At 62.3% G+C, this 17,203-nt stretch carries 16 protein-coding genes and 6 pseudogenes; 10 read left to right on the top strand and 12 right to left on the bottom strand.

Translation table 11 applies throughout. The annotated features are described in order from the left end of the window. Positions 1–79: 79 nt before the first annotated feature. The 7 genes and pseudogenes from ACZ1HK_RS01205 to ACZ1HK_RS01175 all read left to right on the top strand — a co-directional run bounded on the left by ACZ1HK_RS01205 (position 80) and on the right by ACZ1HK_RS01175 (position 5,323). Positions 80–460: a hypothetical protein gene (locus tag ACZ1HK_RS01205; RefSeq protein WP_472627127.1), complete on the top strand. Its 381-nt coding sequence runs from the start codon at positions 80–82 to the stop codon at positions 458–460. A 39-nt stretch (positions 461–499) separates the two neighbouring features. Continuing rightward, on the top strand, positions 500–874 hold the full coding sequence (locus tag ACZ1HK_RS01200; RefSeq protein ID WP_472627126.1) for a hypothetical protein: 375 nt from the start codon (positions 500–502) through the stop codon (positions 872–874). Positions 875–925: 51 nt separating this feature from the next. Then, a complete protein-coding gene (locus tag ACZ1HK_RS01195; RefSeq protein ID WP_472627125.1) occupies positions 926–1,804 on the top strand; it encodes an ATPase in 879 nt (292 codons plus the stop codon). 32 nt (positions 1,805–1,836) lie between these two features. After that, a pseudogene (locus ACZ1HK_RS01190) lies at positions 1,837–2,779 on the top strand (homoserine O-succinyltransferase). Next, positions 2,776–3,744, top strand: coding sequence for an alpha/beta fold hydrolase (locus tag ACZ1HK_RS01185; RefSeq protein WP_472627124.1), 969 nt, complete (start codon positions 2,776–2,778; stop codon positions 3,742–3,744). Before ACZ1HK_RS01190 ends, ACZ1HK_RS01185 begins: the two are co-directional and overlap by 4 nt. 72 nt (positions 3,745–3,816) lie before the next feature. Then, positions 3,817–4,706 (top strand): annotated as a pseudogene (gene ppk2, locus ACZ1HK_RS01180) (polyphosphate kinase 2). Then, positions 4,706–5,323, top strand: coding sequence for a TetR/AcrR family transcriptional regulator (locus tag ACZ1HK_RS01175; RefSeq protein WP_472627123.1), 618 nt, complete (start codon positions 4,706–4,708; stop codon positions 5,321–5,323). Before ppk2 ends, ACZ1HK_RS01175 begins: the two are co-directional and overlap by 1 nt. A 339-nt stretch (positions 5,324–5,662) precedes the next feature. Here the strand turns inward: ACZ1HK_RS01175 and ACZ1HK_RS01170 are convergent, their stop codons facing one another. The 12 genes and pseudogenes from ACZ1HK_RS01170 to iscR all read right to left on the bottom strand — a co-directional run bounded on the left by ACZ1HK_RS01170 (position 5,663) and on the right by iscR (position 15,223). Continuing rightward, positions 5,663–6,886 (bottom strand): cysteine desulfurase, encoded by a 1,224-nt coding sequence (locus tag ACZ1HK_RS01170; protein ID WP_472627122.1) that lies wholly within the window; start codon positions 6,884–6,886, stop codon positions 5,663–5,665. Next, positions 6,883–7,263, bottom strand: coding sequence for a Yip1 family protein (locus ACZ1HK_RS01165; protein ID WP_472627121.1), 381 nt, complete (start codon positions 7,261–7,263; stop codon positions 6,883–6,885). Before ACZ1HK_RS01165 ends, ACZ1HK_RS01170 begins: the two co-directional genes overlap by 4 nt. 27 nt (positions 7,264–7,290) lie before the next feature. After that, positions 7,291–7,482, bottom strand: a complete 192-nt coding sequence (locus ACZ1HK_RS01160; RefSeq protein ID WP_472627120.1) for a hypothetical protein — start codon at positions 7,480–7,482, stop codon at positions 7,291–7,293. Then, positions 7,479–8,051, bottom strand: coding sequence for a hypothetical protein (locus ACZ1HK_RS01155; protein ID WP_472627119.1), 573 nt, complete (start codon positions 8,049–8,051; stop codon positions 7,479–7,481). Before ACZ1HK_RS01155 ends, ACZ1HK_RS01160 begins: the two co-directional genes overlap by 4 nt. Positions 8,052–8,057: 6 nt before the next feature. Next, positions 8,058–9,360, bottom strand: a pseudogene (locus ACZ1HK_RS01150) (SufB/SufD family protein). Then, positions 9,360–10,116, bottom strand: a pseudogene (sufC, locus tag ACZ1HK_RS01145) (Fe-S cluster assembly ATPase SufC). The pseudogenes ACZ1HK_RS01150 and sufC overlap by 1 nt, the downstream one beginning before the upstream one ends. Further along, positions 10,109–10,915 (bottom strand): polysaccharide pyruvyl transferase family protein, encoded by an 807-nt coding sequence (locus ACZ1HK_RS01140; protein WP_472627118.1) that lies wholly within the window; start codon positions 10,913–10,915, stop codon positions 10,109–10,111. The pseudogene sufC and the gene ACZ1HK_RS01140 overlap by 8 nt, the downstream one beginning before the upstream one ends. Continuing rightward, the gene (locus ACZ1HK_RS01135; protein ID WP_472627117.1) at positions 10,912–11,712 is read right to left on the bottom strand and encodes an FkbM family methyltransferase; all 801 of its coding nucleotides are present in this window, start codon (positions 11,710–11,712) and stop codon (positions 10,912–10,914) included. Before ACZ1HK_RS01135 ends, ACZ1HK_RS01140 begins: the two co-directional genes overlap by 4 nt. Before the next feature lie 8 nt (positions 11,713–11,720). Next, positions 11,721–11,951, bottom strand: coding sequence for a hypothetical protein (locus tag ACZ1HK_RS01130; protein WP_472627116.1), 231 nt, complete (start codon positions 11,949–11,951; stop codon positions 11,721–11,723). Positions 11,952–11,988: 37 nt separating this feature from the next. Then, positions 11,989–13,505, bottom strand: a pseudogene (gene sufB / locus ACZ1HK_RS01125) (Fe-S cluster assembly protein SufB). Between the two features lie 22 nt (positions 13,506–13,527). Beyond that, a pseudogene (locus ACZ1HK_RS01120) lies at positions 13,528–14,574 on the bottom strand (cysteine desulfurase family protein). A gap of 190 nt (positions 14,575–14,764) precedes the next feature. Then, complete coding sequence (gene iscR / locus ACZ1HK_RS01115) at positions 14,765–15,223, bottom strand: Fe-S cluster assembly transcriptional regulator IscR (protein WP_472627115.1); 459 nt, start codon at positions 15,221–15,223, stop codon at positions 14,765–14,767. Positions 15,224–15,420: 197 nt separating this feature from the next. On the opposite strand from iscR, the gene ACZ1HK_RS01110 reads away from it, so the two are divergent. From ACZ1HK_RS01110 to ACZ1HK_RS01100, 3 genes are all read left to right on the top strand, one after another. Then, on the top strand, positions 15,421–16,074 hold the full coding sequence (locus ACZ1HK_RS01110) for an alpha/beta hydrolase (RefSeq protein ID WP_472627114.1): 654 nt from the start codon (positions 15,421–15,423) through the stop codon (positions 16,072–16,074). 23 nt (positions 16,075–16,097) lie between these two features. Next, complete coding sequence (locus ACZ1HK_RS01105) at positions 16,098–16,349, top strand: hypothetical protein (protein ID WP_472627113.1); 252 nt, start codon at positions 16,098–16,100, stop codon at positions 16,347–16,349. Between the two features lie 88 nt (positions 16,350–16,437). Continuing rightward, positions 16,438–17,145, top strand: a complete 708-nt coding sequence (locus ACZ1HK_RS01100) for a hypothetical protein (RefSeq protein WP_472627112.1) — start codon at positions 16,438–16,440, stop codon at positions 17,143–17,145. Positions 17,146–17,203 lie beyond the last annotated feature (58 nt).

The following is a 17,203-nucleotide window of genomic DNA, read 5'->3' as shown; positions in this document are numbered from 1 at the left end:
TTGGCGCAGGCGCTGACGCTGCGTAAGCTTACCGGGAACGGTGGGCTGCCCCTTAACCAGAATTTGAAAGACGCGATTTATGAAACACTACCTTACAGCGGGCCTTGTGGCCGCGCTTTTGACGGCAACGTCTCCGCCAACTGCCCTGCACGCCCAAACCGTCACCACCGAGTGGATGACCAGCGGGCAATATCAGCAATATTTCCAGTCCCAGGTGCAAGGGCGCGGCCTTCTGCTGACCTATTTGGAGGCGGCGGAATTCCACGGACAGATCTACTATTTCGCCAACTTTGACCCGCTGCCGCCGGGCGTCGGATGGGCCACGCACCATGGGCTGTCTGATGCCTCTTTCCAGCAGCGCGATCAGCAATACCGCTCGCAAGGCTATCGGCTGAGCCACCATCAACGCTTCGTCAGCTCATCGGGCCGCGTGGCCAATCAAGCCATCTGGTTGCGCTGATCCCTTTCCTTTTCCGTTACACTTGAAGTGAGATACTCCATGAAATCCATTTTCCTTTCTGCCCTGGCCGCCCTGGCGTTGACCTTTGCTGCGACCACCGCCTCAACGGCGCAACAAAACACCACCGGCTGGCTGCCCCATCACGACTACCAGTATTTCTTCGACGAAGGCTTCTATCAGCCCCTCGTGCCGATCCAGGTGGACGCCGCCGTGATCAACGGACAAGTCCACTACCACGCGACGTTCGCCCCCGCGCCGGGTGGCGTGAACAATTGGGCGACGCATCACGCGATGTCTGACAGCGCCTTTGTGCAGCGCAACCTGTTCTACCAGAACCAGGGCTATTACCTGCGCCAGCAATCGCGGGTCGTGCATGCCGGCCAAGCCTATAACCAGGGCATCTGGTACCGCTAAGGGTCTGACACCGCTTGCTTCGGGCCATCTGCCCGTGGCAAGCCTGCGTCCATGAAACTGCTCTATGACAGCCCCGCCGCCTTTCGCGATGCGCCGCAAAAGCGCGTCGCGGTCTTTGGTATGTCTGGCCTTGGCAAGACCGTGCTGTCGAACAAGCTGCGCGATGCGGGCGATTGGTTCCACTACTCGGTCGATTACCGCATCGGTACCGCCTATATGGGCGAACACATCACCGACAACCTCAAGGCGCAGGCCATGCAGGTGCCGTTTCTGGCGGATCTGTTCCGGTCGGACTCAATCTACATTGGCTCCAACATTACCTTTGGCAATCTGGCGCCCCTGTCGACCTATCTGGGAAAGCCCGGCAACCCGGCCAAAGGGGGCCTGCCGTTTGAAGAGTACAAGCGCCGCCAGGCCCTTCACCGCCGGGCCGAGGTCAACGCGCTGCTCGACACCGTTCCTTTCATCCACCGCGCGCAAACGCTTTACGGATACGCCAATTTCATCTGCGACACTGGCGGATCAATTTGCGAGGTTGTCGCCCCAACCGATCCCCAGGATGAGGTTTTGACAGCGCTTTCGCGCAACACGCTGATGGTCTGGATCGAAAGCCCCGACGGCCATGAGGCCGAGCTGATCCGGCGCTTCAAGTCACATCCCAAGCCGATCTACTACCAGCCTGATATGTTGGATGCGCTGTGGCAGGCCTATCTGGACGAAAGCGGGGAAAGCGAGGCGTCTGTGGATCCCGATGCCTTTGCCGTCTACGCCTTCTCGAAGGTCATTCACCACCGCGCGCCGCTTTATGAAGCAATGGCGCACCATTGGGGTGTGACGGTCACAGCGGCTGATGTCGAAACCATACGCGATGCCGCCGATGCCGAAGAGATGATCGCCACGGCCCTTGGCACCGCCGCCGTGAAGGCTTAACTCCGGCCTCCCAGACAAACGTATCCGGTCCCATGCCCATCAAATTGCCCGACAGCCTGCCCGCCTATGATGTCCTCGCCCGCGAGGGGGTCATGGTCATGCCGGAAGACAGCGCATCCAAGCAGGACATTCGCCCCTTGCGCATCGGGTTGTTGAACCTGATGCCCAAGAAGATCCAGACCGAGACGCAATTCGCCCGTCTGATCGGGGCCTCGCCCCTGCAGATCGAATTCTCGCTGATCCGCATGTCGGAACATGAGACCAAGAACACCTCGTCCGAACATATGGCGGAATTCTATCGCCCGTTCAGCGAGGTTGAAGCGACGGGTGAGAAGTTCGACGGCCTCCTGATCACCGGCGCCCCGATCGAGCATTTGGCATTCGAGGATGTCACGTATTGGGATGAGCTGACCCGCGTGATGGATTGGACGCAGACCAATGTCCATTCCACCTTCGGCATCTGCTGGGGTGGTATGGCGATGGCCTACCACTTCCACGGCGTGCCCAAGCACATGCTGGACGCAAAGGCCTTCGGCTGTTTCCGGCACCAGAACCTCGCCCCCGCCTCCCCCTACCTGCGTGGCTTTTCCGATGACGTGCTGATGCCCGTCAGCCGCTGGACAGAGATGCAGCGCGCCGAGATGGAAGCGGCGGGCATGACCACCCTGATTTCCTCTGAGGAAGTTGGCCCGGCACTTGGTCGAGGATACGGCCCACCGTGCGCTCTATGTCTTCAACCATTTCGAATATGACAGCGATACGCTGAAGCAGGAATATGACCGCGATGTAGATGCGGGCACGCCGATCAACGTGCCGGTGAACTACTATCCCGGTGACGATCCGGCGCGCGACCCGATGAACCGCTGGCGCAGCCATGCACATCTGCTTTATGGCAATTGGGTGTCCGAGCTTTATCTGACCACGCCCTACGACATGGATCAGATCGGGTTGGCAAGCACGGATTTGCGGAAATGAAACTCCTCCTCGGGCTCGCGGCCCTCCTCGCAGTATTGACGGTTGTGACGCTTTGGCGGTCGAACGCACGGGAGGCGGCGACAGAGGCTGAATACCCACCCGTCGGGCAATTCGTTGCTGTGACGAACCCACGCGGCGGGGATCCGATTCAGGTGCATTACGTCGATGAAGGGCCCCGCGATGCCCCGGCCGTGGTGTTGATCCACGGCGCGTCTGGCAATGTGCATGACTGGACCTTCGACATGATCGAGCGCTTGTCCGACCGTTACCGCGTTCTGGCCTTCGACCGGCCCGGTTTGGGCTATACCGACATGCTCGGGCGCAATGCCACGGCGGAAGAGCAGGCCTATGTGCTTGTTGCCGCATCCAAGGCGCTTGGCGCGGAGACGCCAATCGTTGCGGGCCATTCCTACGGCGGCTCCGTTGCATTGGCCTGGGCCGTCTATCACCCGGATCAGATCAGCGGGCTTTTGGTGCTGGCTGGCGCGTCAAACCCGTGGGAGGGTGGTCAGGGCCTCTACTACACCCTCCTTGGCAACCCCGTGACCGGCCCGATCATGGCGTCCCTGATCTCGGCCTGGGTGCCGGATGACACTGTGTCGGAGGCCATCGCTGGCACCTTCTCCCCGCAATCCGAGCCCGAGGGGTACGAGGCCCATTACGGCACCGGCCTGATCCTGCGCCGCTTCTCGCTGCTGGAAAATGCCCGCCAACGCACGCGCCTTCTGCCTCAGATCCAGGCCATGGTGCCGCGCTACCCCGATATCTCGGTCCCCACCGAGCTTCTTCACGGTGATGCGGATATCGTCGTGCCGCTTGCCATTCATTCCGAGCCGCTTTCGCGCGCGATACCGGATGCGAATTTGGTGGTGATGGAAGGCGTTGGCCACATGCCGCACCACGCCGATCCGCAAGCCGTGGAAGACGCCATTGACCGCCTGAACGCCGCGTCGGGTTTGCGTTAAGCCCCACAAGTCCCTAATGTAATAGGGAATAACATTCGCAGCCATGCGATCCCCTCAGAGGCGGGCAAACCCATGAGCAACAAACATGTCGGCGCCATCAGCGCCTATTTCGACGACCTTGCCCCCGATTGGGTGCGCGATCAGATCGAAAGCGCCGAGAAGAACCGCGTCCTTGACCCGTCCTATCCGTATGAAAAGCGGATGAAGCGCGCGGAGTATGAGGATCAGCTGGCGGCCTTGCAGGTCGAGCTGGTCAAGATGCTCGCCTGGACGCGGGAGACCGGCGCGCGCGTCGCCGTGGTGTTCGAGGGGCGCGATGCCGCCGGCAAAGGGCGGTGCAATCAAACGGATCCGCGAAAACCTCAACCCGCGTGCGGCCGGTGTTGTTGCGCTGTCCAAACCCACGGAACGCGAAGCCGGGCAATGGTATTTCCAGCGCTATGTCCAGCACCTGCCCGCCGCCGGTGAAATTCGCCTGTTTGACCGGTCCTGGTACAATCGCGGCGTGGTGGAGAAGGTGTTTGAATTCTGCACCGATGCGCAGCGCGAGACGTTCTTCGCGCAGCTTCCGGGGTTCGAGTCCACGCTGGTGCAGGACGGGATCCACCTCACCAAGATCTGGCTGAATGTGGGCCGGGCCGAGCAGTTACGCCGCTTTCTGGACCGCGAGGGCGATCAGCTGAAGCAGTGGAAGCTCAGGCTGGATCGACGTCGAAGGCCTGCAGCGTTGGGATGCCTATTCTGAGGCGATTGCCGAGACGCTCGAACGTTCGCATACCACAGCCGCGCCCTGGACGGTCATCCGATCCGACGACAAACGCCGCGCGCGGCTGGCCGTGATCCGGGCGGTTCTGCAAGGCTTGGATTACGATGGGAAGAATGACGATGTGGTCGGCGCACCCGACCCGGCGATCTCCGGCGCGCCCGATATGTGGTCCGACCCGGGGCATGTGGCCAAGTAATGCCCAAGCGCGGCTACCATCACGGCAATCTCAAGCAGGCGCTTGTGGACGCTGCCCTGCGCCTGATCGAGGCGAAGGGCCCGACGGGGTTTACCCTGTCGGAGGCGGCAAAGAATGCGGGCGTGACGCCAGCGGCTGTCTATCGGCATTTCGAGGGCCGTGAAGACCTGATCGCGGAATGCGCGCGGCAGGGCCATGAGATTTTCGCGGACCTGATGAACCACGCCTATAACGGTGGCCAACCCACCGCGCTTGCGGCGTTTGAGGCCACAGGCCGCGCCTACCTGGCCTTCGCGCGCAAGTTTCCCGGCCATTACATGGCCATGTTTGAGTCCGGGACATCCGCCAATGCCACGCCTGAGTTGGCCGCCGCCGCCAACAAATCCCGCGATGTGCTTGAGCGCGCGGCAGAGGCACTGTCGGCCCATATCCCGCCCGAAAAACGGCCGCCGCCGTCGATGTTCTCCGCCCATATCTGGGCGATGAGCCACGGCGTGGTGGAGCTGTTTGCGCGCGGCCGCCCGGGGGCCAATGCGCCCTTCCCGCCCGAGGATTTGCTTGAGGCTGGCATCGGCATCTATTTGCGTGGCTTGGGCCTGATCACGCCAGACACTTAGTTGGCACGTGTCTCGCGAGGGATTGCGCCGGCTGCGCCGTCGCCGGGCGCGCCGCGCCTTCGGCGCGGCGCCTAGGCACCCTGAACTGATGTGTTGGCCTTATGTGGGCAAGGGCGGGATCGCCTCCGGCGGGCATTTTCATGGAACAAAGATGCGAAGGTTTCGTGCCATGGCCATCAACGGTCTTTCGGGTAGGCGCCTCTCAGCAAAAGTGCCCGCGGGTGGACGCGCGGGCCGGCTGGTCGGCACGCGCCCCGCGCGCCACGCCCAAGTCCCGGAGGCCGTCAGGCCGAGGGAGACGCGGGAGCGCCTCGGGACTGGGCTAGGTGAAACACAGGGTTAGGCGAACAGCTCGTGGCACAACTCCAGCGCATCGACCAACACATCGACTTCGGCCTTCGTGTTGTACATCCCGAAGCTGGCGCGCGCGGTGGCGTTCACGCCCATATGCTCCATCAAGGGCTGCGCGCAGTGGTGGCCCGCGCGGACCGCGACGCCCTTCTTGTCGAGGACCGTCGAGATGTCGTGGGCATGGGCCGCGCCGGACATTGTGAAGCTGAATATCGCGCCTTTGGTGGACGATTGCCCCTGGACGTTCAGCCAATTGAGGCCCTGTAGCCGCGTGCTGGCATAGGCCGCGAGGTCCGCCTCATGGGCTGCGATGGCGTCCATGCCGACGCCCATCATGTAGTCCAGCGCCACGCCAAGCCCGATCTGTTGCACGATCCCCGGCGTGCCAGCCTCGAACTTCATCGGCGGGTCGTTCCAGGTGACCGCGTCGCGGTGCACCTCGCGGATCATGTCGCCGCCGCCCATGAAGGGGCGCATCTCGGCCAAACGGTCCTTGCGGATATGGATCGCGCCCGAGCCGCTTGGCCCGTAAAGCTTGTGGCCCGTGATCGCGTAGAAATCCGCACCAATCTCATCGACATTCACCGGCATGTGCACACAGGCTTGCGATCCGTCCAGCAGCACCGCAATCCCGCGCGCATGGGCCGCCTCGACCACGGATTTCACATCGAACACGGTCCCCAGCACGTTTGACATATGCGACATCGCAACCAGCTTGGTTTTCGGCCCCATCGCATCAATGACCGCTTGCGGATCCAGATCGCCATTGGCGTCCACATCCACCCAGACCAGTTTCACGCCCTGTCGCTCTCGCAGGAAATGCCACGGCACGATGTTGGCATGATGCTCCGCGATGGTCAGGATGATCTCATCGCCCGCCTCCATGCGCGGCATGGCCCATCCGTAAGCCACAAGGTTGATCCCCTCGGTGGTGCCGGAGGTGAAGACAATCTCCTCCTCATCCGTCGCGCCAAGGAACCGCGCGATGGTCCCGCGCACGCCCTCATACTTCTCGGTCGCAAGATTGCTCAGGTAATGCAGGCCGCGATGCACGTTGGAATATTCCATCGAATAGGCCTGCGCGATCGCGTCGATCACCACCTGCGGTTTCTGGGCGGAAGCCCCATTGTCGAGGTAGACCAGGGGCTTGCCATTCACCTCGCGGCTCAGGATCGGGAAATCTGCGCGGATCGCATCAACGTCGTAGCTCATGTCGGTGTTCCCGTCGGAAGGCCCAGTCCCAGCAAAGTCAGAACAAGGCTCAGGGTGAAGAGGATGACCACGAAGCTCAGCAGCGTCATCACAAAGACCTGCCCCACGGACGTGAAGCCGTGCAGCACCGTGATGAAATGGCTCAGCAGCCAGAAGAAGAGGACAATCGCCAGCAGCGAGATCACGGCCGCCAGGGGTGGGGCGATCAGGGCCACGGCCAGTTGCAAGACCTGCAGAACGATGAAGATGAACTGCAGCCAGGTGACCAGCGCCAAGGCCCCCTCAAAACTGCCGGTGCCGCCAAAGATGCGGCCGATATGGGTGACAGCGTGGACCGCAAGAAACAGAAAGGCGCCCTGCATCAGGCCCAGGGCCACGGGGTCTGGCCGGTCAATGGCCCCTCTTCAGGTGCGCCGAGAACGAAGGTCACAAGCAGCCCAAGGATCATCGAAAAGACGATGGTCAGAGAAAAGGCCAGCCAGAGCGCGGACCGCGGCAGGTTCAGACGACAGGACCATCTCAGCCCCGCGACGCGGGTCGGAGATCGTGTCGCGCACCATGTTCAAAAGGGTTGGGAGCCGCAGAAGGTCGGTCATGCCCGCGCCTCCCACCCGGCGACGCGCAGGTTCATCGACCAGTTCCACATCAAAAGCGCGAACCACAAAAAGCCAACGGCCGTCAGGGCCGGGCCCGGGCCGATCATGCCCCCCACGAGCCCATGGAACAGCTTGAGCGGGACCGCGACGACCAGCGCCCAGAACAGCGCAAGGCGAGAGGCGGTGGTGTCAGGCTTCCCCCCGAGCAGCTTGGCCACCAAATGGCCCACCATCGCGACGCCATAAAAGACCAGTGGCAGGATCAGGAACCACACCATGATCTCAGCGGACAGAAGCGCGCTGAATTTGGCGTCCACCATGGCCTCTGGCACTTCGACGCCGTCGATCGGGCGCACATCGTCGCGTTCTGCCGCGATGGCGGCCTCAAGCTCGGGGTTGGGCAGGTTGGCATCGCGCGAGACGCCGGGCAGTTCCGAGACAAAGCCCAAAGCCATGGCCAAAAGCAGGAACACGAGCCCCGTCTTATCGTCGGCCCCACGCGCCAACAGCCCGGCGAAAACCGAACGTGGGCGGCGGTAGGAGCCGGTGATATCGTTGACCAATGCCATCCCGCGTCAGCCCTGCCTGCGCCGCTCCAGCCAATGCATCAACCGCGCGATGATGTCCTCGCGCAGCGCCTCGCTTTCGATTTCGTCGATGGCTTCCGCCAGAAACGCGATCACGAGCAGGTCCGTCGCGATATCTGTCGGCACCCCGCGGGAGCGGAGATAAAACAGAGCCGTCTCATCAATCGCGCCGGTGGTGGAGCCGTGGGAACAGGCCACATCGTCGGCGTAGATTTCCAACTCGGGCTTGGCCTGAAAGCTGCTGTCATCATCCAGAAGCAAGGATTGGCTGATCTGGTAGCCGTCCGTTTTCTGCGCACCTTCCTTGACGAGGATCTTGCCCTGGAACACGCCCTCCGCGCCATTGCGCAGGACCTTCTTGTAGACCTGCCGGCTTTCGCCGTTCAGCGCGTCATGGGTGATAAAAACCGTGTCATCGTGGTGGAACGGCGCGTTCCTGCCATCGCCGAGCGCGGCCCCGGCCACATGGGCCGACGCATTATCACCAACGATCTCAATGACATGCTCATTGCGCGTCATCACGCCATTCGCGGTCAGCGTGAAGCTCTTGTAAAGCGCCTCCGCCCCAACCCGCGCAAACATATGCGTGGCGGCACGGCGTTCATGGTCGCGGCCCTGTGCACGGACATGGTGGAACGCGCCCGTGTCGGCCACGTCGATCTCCATGCATTTGTTGAAGCGCGCAGCCGCCGGTCCGACCTCAAGAATGGTCAGCTCGGCCTCCGGTTCCACCTTCACCAGATGGTGCAGGATCGCGTCCGAGGTCTCGTCCCGGTGCAGGTAAATGAAGCAGACAGGTTTTTCCGCCTTCCCCGTCGCACGGATCACAATGCCGTCGCTGGCAAAGGCGGTGTTCAGCGCCGCCAAGGGCCGCGCCACGGGGTTCCTGGCCTGCACTCTCGCGCACGCCATAGAGGTCCTTGGCCCAGTGAATGTCGGTCGCCGTGGCATCAGACAGGCGTTCAATCTCCAGCCCGGCCATGTCCAGCGGGTCCGAGCGGTCTGCATCAAACACGCCATCCACAAACACGATATTCAGCTTGTCGATATCGCCAAAAACCGGTGGCTCATCCCGATCATCAAAGATCGCAGCGCGCGGCGCCGATGCCTGCACGAGAGACGCCGGATCGGTATAGCGCCAATATTCGTCCCGCCGTGTGGGCAGGCCCATCTCACGCACACGCGCCAAGGCCGCTTTGCGCGCGTCTTGCGCCCATCCTGCCCCGTCGGGCATCTCCAAACCGGCAATCCGCGCCTGGGTCGCGTCCTGTTTCACAGCCGGAGCCGCCATTACGCCACCTCCGCCAGGATATCGGCATAGCCGTTCTTCTCGACCTCAAGGGCCAGTTCCGGGCCACCGGTTTTCACGATGCGCCCATCCGCCATGATGTGCACAACATCGGGCTGGATGTGATCCAGCAGGCGCTGATAGTGCGTGATCACCAGGAAGCCACGCCCCTCGTCGCGCAACGCGTTCACACCTTCAGACACCAGCTTCATTGCGTCCACGTCGAGGCCCGAGTCCGTCTCATCCAGGATGCACATCTTCGGCTCAAGCATGGCCATCTGAAGGATCTCGTTGCGCTTCTTCTCACCGCCCGAGAAGCCCACATTCACAGGGCGCTTCAACATGTCGGCGTCGATCTTCAGATCCTTTGCCTTGGCGCGGATCAGCTTGAGGAAATCGCCTGCGCTCATCTCTTCCTCGCCCCGGCTTTTCCGCTGAGCATTCAGCGCTGTGCGCAGGAAGGTCATGTTGCCCACGCCGGGGATTTCAACCGGGTATTGGAACGCCAAGAACAGCCCCGCCGCCGCGCGCTCTTCCGGGTCCATGTCCAGCAGGTCCTCGCCCTCCAGCGAGGCCGATCCGCCGGTGACCTCGTAGCCATCACGGCCCGACAGCACATAGGACAGGGTCGACTTGCCCGAGCCATTGGGCCCCATGATCGCGTGCACCTTTCCGGCCTCGACGCTCGAGGTCGACACCTTTCAGGATCTGCTTGTCTTCTTCTTCCAGTTTGACGGCCAGGCCTTTGATCTCAAGCATGGGATACCTCATTCGGTTGGGCAGCGCGCAGCTCTGCCGGGAAATGGCGCAGAAGGCTCTCGCGGCAACGTGCGATCCCTTCGGCATAGGGAAGCGGATGATCCTTCACGGCCCGCGCGGCCGCTGGAACATCCGGGATTTCAACGGGATAGGTCATGTCGCGCCCAATGGACGCGGCGTAGTCATGATATTTCAGGCGGCCCTGTTCGGTCGGGTCCATCCAGGTGTTTGGGATGCCATAGGCATCGGCCACGATCAGCCCGTGCAGGCTGGCCGAGAAGACATGGGCCGACGCTGCAATCTCCCGGCACACGGTCACCGGATCCAGCCGCACGTCGATCAGATGCAACGCCGGATCAGCCTCCACCATGTCCACAAAACGGGGATCGTCCATTTGGGAATGATGCGGCACTATCGCGATCCGGTCGTGGCGTTCCGCCACGGGCCCGATCACATCATCGGCCAGCAGCCCGGGGTCCCCGAACTCCGTCATCTTCAGGCGCAGGAATGCGGCAGAGACCGGCCCGCGCAGCAGGCGCACCCGCACGTTCTGCAAGAAATCCTTCCGGTAGAACGGGTTCAACAGGCCCGTCCCCCACAGGATCGGCCCCTCCCCGCGGCTGTGGTCCGTCCAGTGCTTGGCAATCACATGCATCAGCGAGCCAAGTGCAAACAGCTCCGCCTGCTTCGGACGCACCTGTTCGACGCGCCGGCCCGAGACATGCTCGACGATCAGGTGGCTCAACGCGTCGCCGAAATTCGGCGCGGGCCAGTAATAAAGGCGCAACGGAGCCGTCATGACCGTTCCTCCGGCACCAGCAGAAAATTCCGGTTCTCCGCATAGTGCTTGATAGAGGCCGGGATCACGAAGCCATTGGCCAGACGCCAATCTGCGAAATCGTGGATATTGGTGCGGTCGCATTCCACCAGCAGCACCGGACGGCACCTGCGGATGGTCTTCTGCAACCCACGCAGAACGGCCATCTCCATGCCTTCCACGTCGATCTTGATGAAATCAGGTGTCTCATCACCCAGCACATCGTCGGGCCGCACGGTTCCAATATCCCCTGCACCGGGCACCATGCGCGCGGCGCCAAGGTTGAACTCCCGCTCGGTCATGCCAAAGCCGTCATGATCCAGATCCGAGGCGCCCACACCGATATGGTCGAACACGACACGGTCCGACAGCCCGTTCAGCACGATGTTCAAAACCAGCAATCGGTATGCCAGCGGGTTCGGCTCAAAGGGAATGATCCGATCCGCCTCACAAAACAGCCCGGCATAGAGGGAGTGGTTACCGACATTGGCCCCGATATCCACGAACGTGCCACCTTTCGGCAGGTATTGCGCGGTCAGCGCCAGTTCTTCCGGTTCAAAAAACACACCCCTGCGATGGCGCTTCTGGATCGGATCGCGCTGCATGTCAGTGGCAAATTTCACGTCGCGATCTTCAATCACCGTCTCGGTGATTTGCGTTTTTTCACTCAATAGGCTGCGCGCACGTGTCAAGATGCGCCGGGCCCGCTGGCCCTGCGGGGCGGGGGCCGCATCCAGTGCCTCTTCCACAGCTGGGATATTGGATTGCGCGATGACCATATCCGCCCTCAGCACCGCGACCAGAGGCCATGCCAGACCGGCCCGTCGCAATAGGGCGACTCCGCCGTGCCCGCACCGAAATGCGTGGGATCAAGCGGGTTGGCACTATCGCCCGAGCCCCAGAACCCGCCAGCCACACTCATCGAGATGCCAATCGCCACCACCGCCATGACCAGGACAGCCATGGTGAACGCCCGTCGGCCGGGCGATCTGGGTTGGATATCATCCTCGTGGCTCACGGCGGATCCTCACTGCACAGACGGCGCGACCAAGCGGTCAGCCCACTGAGCCTTCCAGCGAAATCGCCACCAACTGCTGCGCTTCCATGGCGAATTCCATCGGCAGGGCCTGCAACACTTCCCGCGCGAAGCCGTTCACGATCAGCGCCACCGCCTCTTCCTCGTCCATGCCGCGCGACTGGCAGTAGAACATCTGGTCGTCGTCCACCTTGGAGGTCGTCGCCTCATGCTCCACCCGCGAGGAGTTATTCTTTACCTCGATGTAGGGGACCGTATGGGCCCCACACTTGTCACCGATCAGCAGCGAGTCACACTGCGTATAGTTCCGCGGCTGTCCTTCGCCTTCGGATGCATCGACACGAGGCCCCGATAGGTGTTCTGCGCCTTACCCGCGCTGATCCCCTTCGACACGATCCGCGACTTCGTCCGCTTGCCCAGATGCACCATCTTCGTGCCGGTATCGGCCTGCTGCATGTTGTTGGCGATGGCGATCGAATAGAACTCGCCCTGGCTGTCATCACCGCGCAGGATGCAGGACGGATACTTCCACGTCACGGCAGAGCCCGTCTCCACCTGCGTCCACATCACCTTCGACCGGTCGCCTCGGCAATCGGCGCGCTTGGTCACGAAGTTGTAGATGCCGCCCTTGCCGTTCTCATCGCCTGGATACCAGTTCTGAACGGTGGAATATTTGATCTCCGCATCATCATGGGCGACCAGTTCGACCACAGCCGCGTGCAGCTGATGCGTGTCGCGCATCGGGGCCGTGCAGCCTTCAAGGTAGGACACGTAAGAGCCCTTATCCGCAATGATCAGCGTCCGCTCGAATTGCCCGGTATTCTCCGCGTTGATGCGGAAATACGTCGACAGCTCCATCGGGCATTTCACACCGGGCGGAATGTAGACGAACGACCCATCCGAGAAGACAGCGCTATTCAACGTCGCAAAGAAGTTGTCCGTAATCGGCACGACCGACCCGAGATACTTCTTCACCAGATCCGGGTGATCCTTGATCGCCTCGGAGATCGAGCAGAAGATCACGCCCGCCTTCGCCAATTCCGCCTTGAAGGTCGTGCCAACGGAGACCGAGTCAAAGACCGCATCCACAGCCACCTTGCGATCCTCCGGCGCAGGCTCCACGCCCGCCAAAATCGCCTGCTCCTTCAGCGGGATCCCCAGCTTCTCATAGGTCCGCAGCAGTTCTGGGTCGACCTCATCCAGCGATTTCGGCTTCTCCGTCATGCTTTTGGGGCGCGCGTAGTAATACTGGTCCTGATAGTCGATGGCCGGATAATGAACCATCGCCCAGGTCGGCTCTTCCATCTGCTTCCAGCGCTTGAACGCCTGCAGACGCCAATCCAGCATCCATTCCGGCTCACCATTCTTCTCGCTGATCAGACGGACGATATCCTCGTTCACGCCCTTGGGCGCGTATTCCATCTCGATCTCGGTATCCCAGCCGTACTTGTACTTCCCGCCCAGGCCTTTGACGGCATCCACGGTTTCCTGATCGACACCGTCCTTAACGACAACGTCCGTATCGAGTGCGCTCATCTCAAACCCTCCAGATCGCGGATCAAACCCGCGCCAATTTCTTCTCTCTCGCCGCCAGCCAGGCATCGCAAAACGCCCTGACCTCGGCTTCCGTGGTGGAAGGCCCCAACGACACGCGCAACGCGCAGGCCGCCTGCTCTTCCGAATATCCCATCGCGCGTAAAACGCCCGAGGCCTTCACCTTGCCACTGGAGCATGCCGAACCCGCCGAGACGGCAAATCCTGCCAGATCCATCGCCATCACCTGGGTCTCGCCTCTCCAGCCTTCGGTGATGAACATCGACGTGTTCGGGCAGGCGATCCGGCGCCTTTCCCGACAAAAATAGTCGCTTGCGCCGCGGGTTCCAGAGTCTTTTCTAGAATATTTCTAAGTTTCTCAACCCCGGCCCATACGCCATCCGCCAAATCTTGCGCTGCAGCCGCCGCTGCGGCCCCAAATCCAGCGATCCCGATCAGGTTCTCGGTCCCGTGGCGGCGGCCCATCTCCTGCCCACCGCCCTTGATCCGCGCCTCAACATCAAGGCCACGCCGCAGGATCAGCGCGCCCACGCCCTTGGGCCCACCGATCTTGTGGGCAGACACAAAGGCCATATCAATGCCCGCCCAATCGAACGCCAGCGGGATCTTCCCGAACCCTTGCGTCCAGTCACTCACCGCAAGGCCCGCGGGCAAGTCTTGCAAAAGCCCAGTCTCGGAATTGCCGACCTGCACACAGGCACGGTCGGGTGCGGCGATTTCCACGAGCCAATCGCGGGACACCGGCAACGCCACTTCGCCCCAGGCCAAGACCGCGTCATGCTCAATGCCAGCGACCGCCAGACCCCGTCCCGCCATCGCCAAGGCCGCGGCCTCCGTGGCCCCGGACACGAACACGATATCTGCGGCCTGCGCGCCCAAGGCCTCCGCCACCTGCGCGCGTGCGCGTTCCATCATCGCCTTGGACGCGCGCCCTTCGGCATGCACGGAGGACGGATTGCCCACCACATCCATCGCCGCCACCATGGCCGCCCGCGCCTCTGGCTCTCAGCGGGGCCGTCGCATTCCAATCCAGATAGATCCGCCCGCTCACGTGACACCGTCCGCGCGTGGCAACACATCCTGTCTTCCTCGTTTCGCAAATACCTCCGCCGGAGGCTCCGACCGCGCAACACAAGCCGCCCTTGGACGCTTGCATCAAAGCGCCTGCCCCGAACGCCCGCGATTTTTCGCCAGAAAAATCGCCTCCGGCGACGGCGAAGCCGGCGCAACCCCTGTCCAACTTACTCATCCACCAGCTCGAACAGGTTCGGAACCGCTGGGCAGGGCGTCAGGTCGTTCTTCACCACATCCGACAGACGCGTCTGATGAAGGAACACATAAACATGGGCCGAAAACCCTTCCCACAACCGGTTGGTCAGGCTCTGCGCACGGCTGCCCGACGCCCCGCCGGATGCACCAGCGCCGGTGTGCAGCGCCGACACCGTTTCATCCACAGCCTCGAAAATCTCCACCACCCGGATGTCATTGGCCGCCCGCGCCAGCCTGTAGCCACCACCCGGGCCGCGCACCGAAGTCACCAGATCAGCGCGCCGCAGCTTGACGAAAAGCTGCTCCAGATAGGGCAGCGAGATGTCCTGCCGCTTCGACAGATCCGACAGGGGCGTCAGCTGATCCTCGGGCTGCAAGGCAAGGTCGGCCATCGCCACCATCGCATAGCGCCCCTTGGTGCTCAGTTTCATGGCCACACCCCCGAAAATTAAGCGCATGGAACGGCGCGAGACGCGCCCTTCCGATTGACCTTTCCCGCCCTCCCGCTTAACTGCGGAACAGCCCTGCGGAGTGGGACAAGACCCCTCTCCAATTTGGAATCGTTCTAAAGACGTGCGCCCCGCCCGTCAAGAAAGCGGCCAAGCGCCGCGCACGCGAAGGAGACAGGATGCCCGAGGTTATTTTCCCCGGACCCGAAGGCCGCTTGGAAGGCCGCTACCACCCCCAGAAAGCCAAAGACGCGCCCATCGCGATCATTCTTCATCCGCATCCGCAATTCGGCGGCACGATGAACAACCGCGTGGTCTACAACCTGCACTACGCCTTCCACCAGATGGGCTTTACCGTGCTGCGCTTCAATTTCCGGGGCGTGGGCCGAAGCCAGGGCGAATATGACCAGGGCATTGGCGAGCTGTCCGACGCGGCCTCCGCCCTCGACTACCTCCAATCGATGAATCCCAATTCCAAGCATTGCTGGGTCGCGGGTTTCTCCTTTGGCGCGTGGATTGGCATGCAGCTACTGATGCGCCGGCCTGAGATCACGGGGTTCATCTCAGTCAGCCCGCCCGCCAATATGTACGACTTCTCGTTCCTCGCGCCCTGCCCGTCTTCTGGCCTGATCATCAACGGCACGGCCGACCGCGTGGCCAAACCACAGGATACCCGCATCCTCGTCGACAAGCTGCACGAGCAGAAGGGCATCACCATCACCCATGAGGAGATGGAAGGCGCCGGCCATTTCTTCGAGGATCCGCACATGGACCCGATGATCGACCACGTCCAAACCTATGTTCGCCGCCGCCTGACAGAGACGACGCGGTAAACGCCCCAACAGGACCCCGCCCCATGAGCCGCCTCGCCCAAGACCTCGCCGAGCAACTCGCCCTCGACACCGTTGCCGCCGCCGACAAGCTCGGCGACGAGAACCTGCCGGAGACCATCGCGAAATCCGTCGGCGCCTCCTCCCCGACCACGGAGGAGCTCTTCCGCACCGCCGTGCGCACCATCATGGCCGAACGCCGCGCGCGGAAACTGCTTGAAGAAAAGCTGAAGGCCGCAGGGCCTGGCCAGTCCGTGATCGCAACCGGATCAGGGTAGTCCATCAGGTCGGGTTTCCCTTGCTTGCGGCTTGGGGCGCAAGCGCCAGATAACGCAGCCTGACAGCTAATTTCAGCGGAGCCGCTCCATGGACTTCAACGTCATGATCCCGATCCTGATCATCGCGGCCTTCGCGGGCACCGCGTTCATGATCTTCGCCAAACGCAAATCCCAGGTCAAAGCGGAGGCAATCCACGCGCTGGCCGAACGGAACGGCTGGCGGCATGATGTAACGACCGACGCCTCGGGCTATACCCGGATCACACAGATCACCAGCCGCACCGCCAATTGGGTTGTGGAGGAACGGTTTGGCTCAAATACCGGTGGCGGCGCCACGGACACGACCAATCGCAGCCTCACCTGGACCGACCCAGACGCGGCCATCCCCTCAGGCCTCGCGGTGATGAGCCTGGCCATGTCCGACGACAAGGCCGCCAACATGGAACGCTTTCTCGACACCATGGGCGACGGCGTGATGGGCAAACATATGATGAAGACCTTCTTCGGCGTCGTCGGCGACCGCGCGTCCGAGCTTGATGCCGTGGAAGCCACCGGGGCCGCCGGCGCGATCCTGGCGACGTCGGATGCCCGTGAGGCTCTGCTTCCCATCGCCTTTCACGAGGCGCTGGTCAGCCCCCATGACGCCATGCCCAAAGGCGCCATGCCCACGATCATTCGCTCCCCCGACGGATTACAGCTGAACCTCAAGTCCACGATCCACTCGACCGAACAGCTAGAGGCGATGGTGGCGCTCGGCGAAACCCTCAGCGCCGCGCTGAAAACAGCCACACATTAAATCGGCACCGGCGCAACGAACCGCGTCAAACTCCATCACAGCCTGTGACACTCCGCGC

The organism is Gymnodinialimonas sp. JB5-7 (assembly GCF_055693405.1).
The sequence above is the reverse complement of the archived record's forward strand: the minus strand, read 5'-3'. Positions and strand labels throughout refer to the sequence as shown.

Coding starts and splice junctions, on each gene's coding strand:
- ACZ1HK_RS01205 (WP_472627127.1), top strand. CDS start 80: ATGAAACACTACCTTACAGCGGGCCTTGTGGCCGCGCTTTTGACGGCA.
- ACZ1HK_RS01200 (WP_472627126.1), top strand. CDS start 500: ATGAAATCCATTTTCCTTTCTGCCCTGGCCGCCCTGGCGTTGACCTTT.
- ACZ1HK_RS01195 (WP_472627125.1), top strand. CDS start 926: ATGAAACTGCTCTATGACAGCCCCGCCGCCTTTCGCGATGCGCCGCAA.
- ACZ1HK_RS01185 (WP_472627124.1), top strand. CDS start 2,776: ATGAAACTCCTCCTCGGGCTCGCGGCCCTCCTCGCAGTATTGACGGTT.
- ACZ1HK_RS01175 (WP_472627123.1), top strand. CDS start 4,706: ATGCCCAAGCGCGGCTACCATCACGGCAATCTCAAGCAGGCGCTTGTG.
- ACZ1HK_RS01170 (WP_472627122.1), bottom strand. CDS start 6,886: ATGAGCTACGACGTTGATGCGATCCGCGCAGATTTCCCGATCCTGAGC.
- ACZ1HK_RS01160 (WP_472627120.1), bottom strand. CDS start 7,482: ATGACCGACCTTCTGCGGCTCCCAACCCTTTTGAACATGGTGCGCGAC.
- ACZ1HK_RS01155 (WP_472627119.1), bottom strand. CDS start 8,051: ATGGCATTGGTCAACGATATCACCGGCTCCTACCGCCGCCCACGTTCG.
- ACZ1HK_RS01140 (WP_472627118.1), bottom strand. CDS start 10,915: ATGACGGCTCCGTTGCGCCTTTATTACTGGCCCGCGCCGAATTTCGGC.
- ACZ1HK_RS01135 (WP_472627117.1), bottom strand. CDS start 11,712: ATGGTCATCGCGCAATCCAATATCCCAGCTGTGGAAGAGGCACTGGAT.
- iscR (WP_472627115.1), bottom strand. CDS start 15,223: ATGAAACTGAGCACCAAGGGGCGCTATGCGATGGTGGCGATGGCCGAC.
- ACZ1HK_RS01110 (WP_472627114.1), top strand. CDS start 15,421: ATGCCCGAGGTTATTTTCCCCGGACCCGAAGGCCGCTTGGAAGGCCGC.
- ACZ1HK_RS01105 (WP_472627113.1), top strand. CDS start 16,098: ATGAGCCGCCTCGCCCAAGACCTCGCCGAGCAACTCGCCCTCGACACC.
- ACZ1HK_RS01100 (WP_472627112.1), top strand. CDS start 16,438: ATGGACTTCAACGTCATGATCCCGATCCTGATCATCGCGGCCTTCGCG.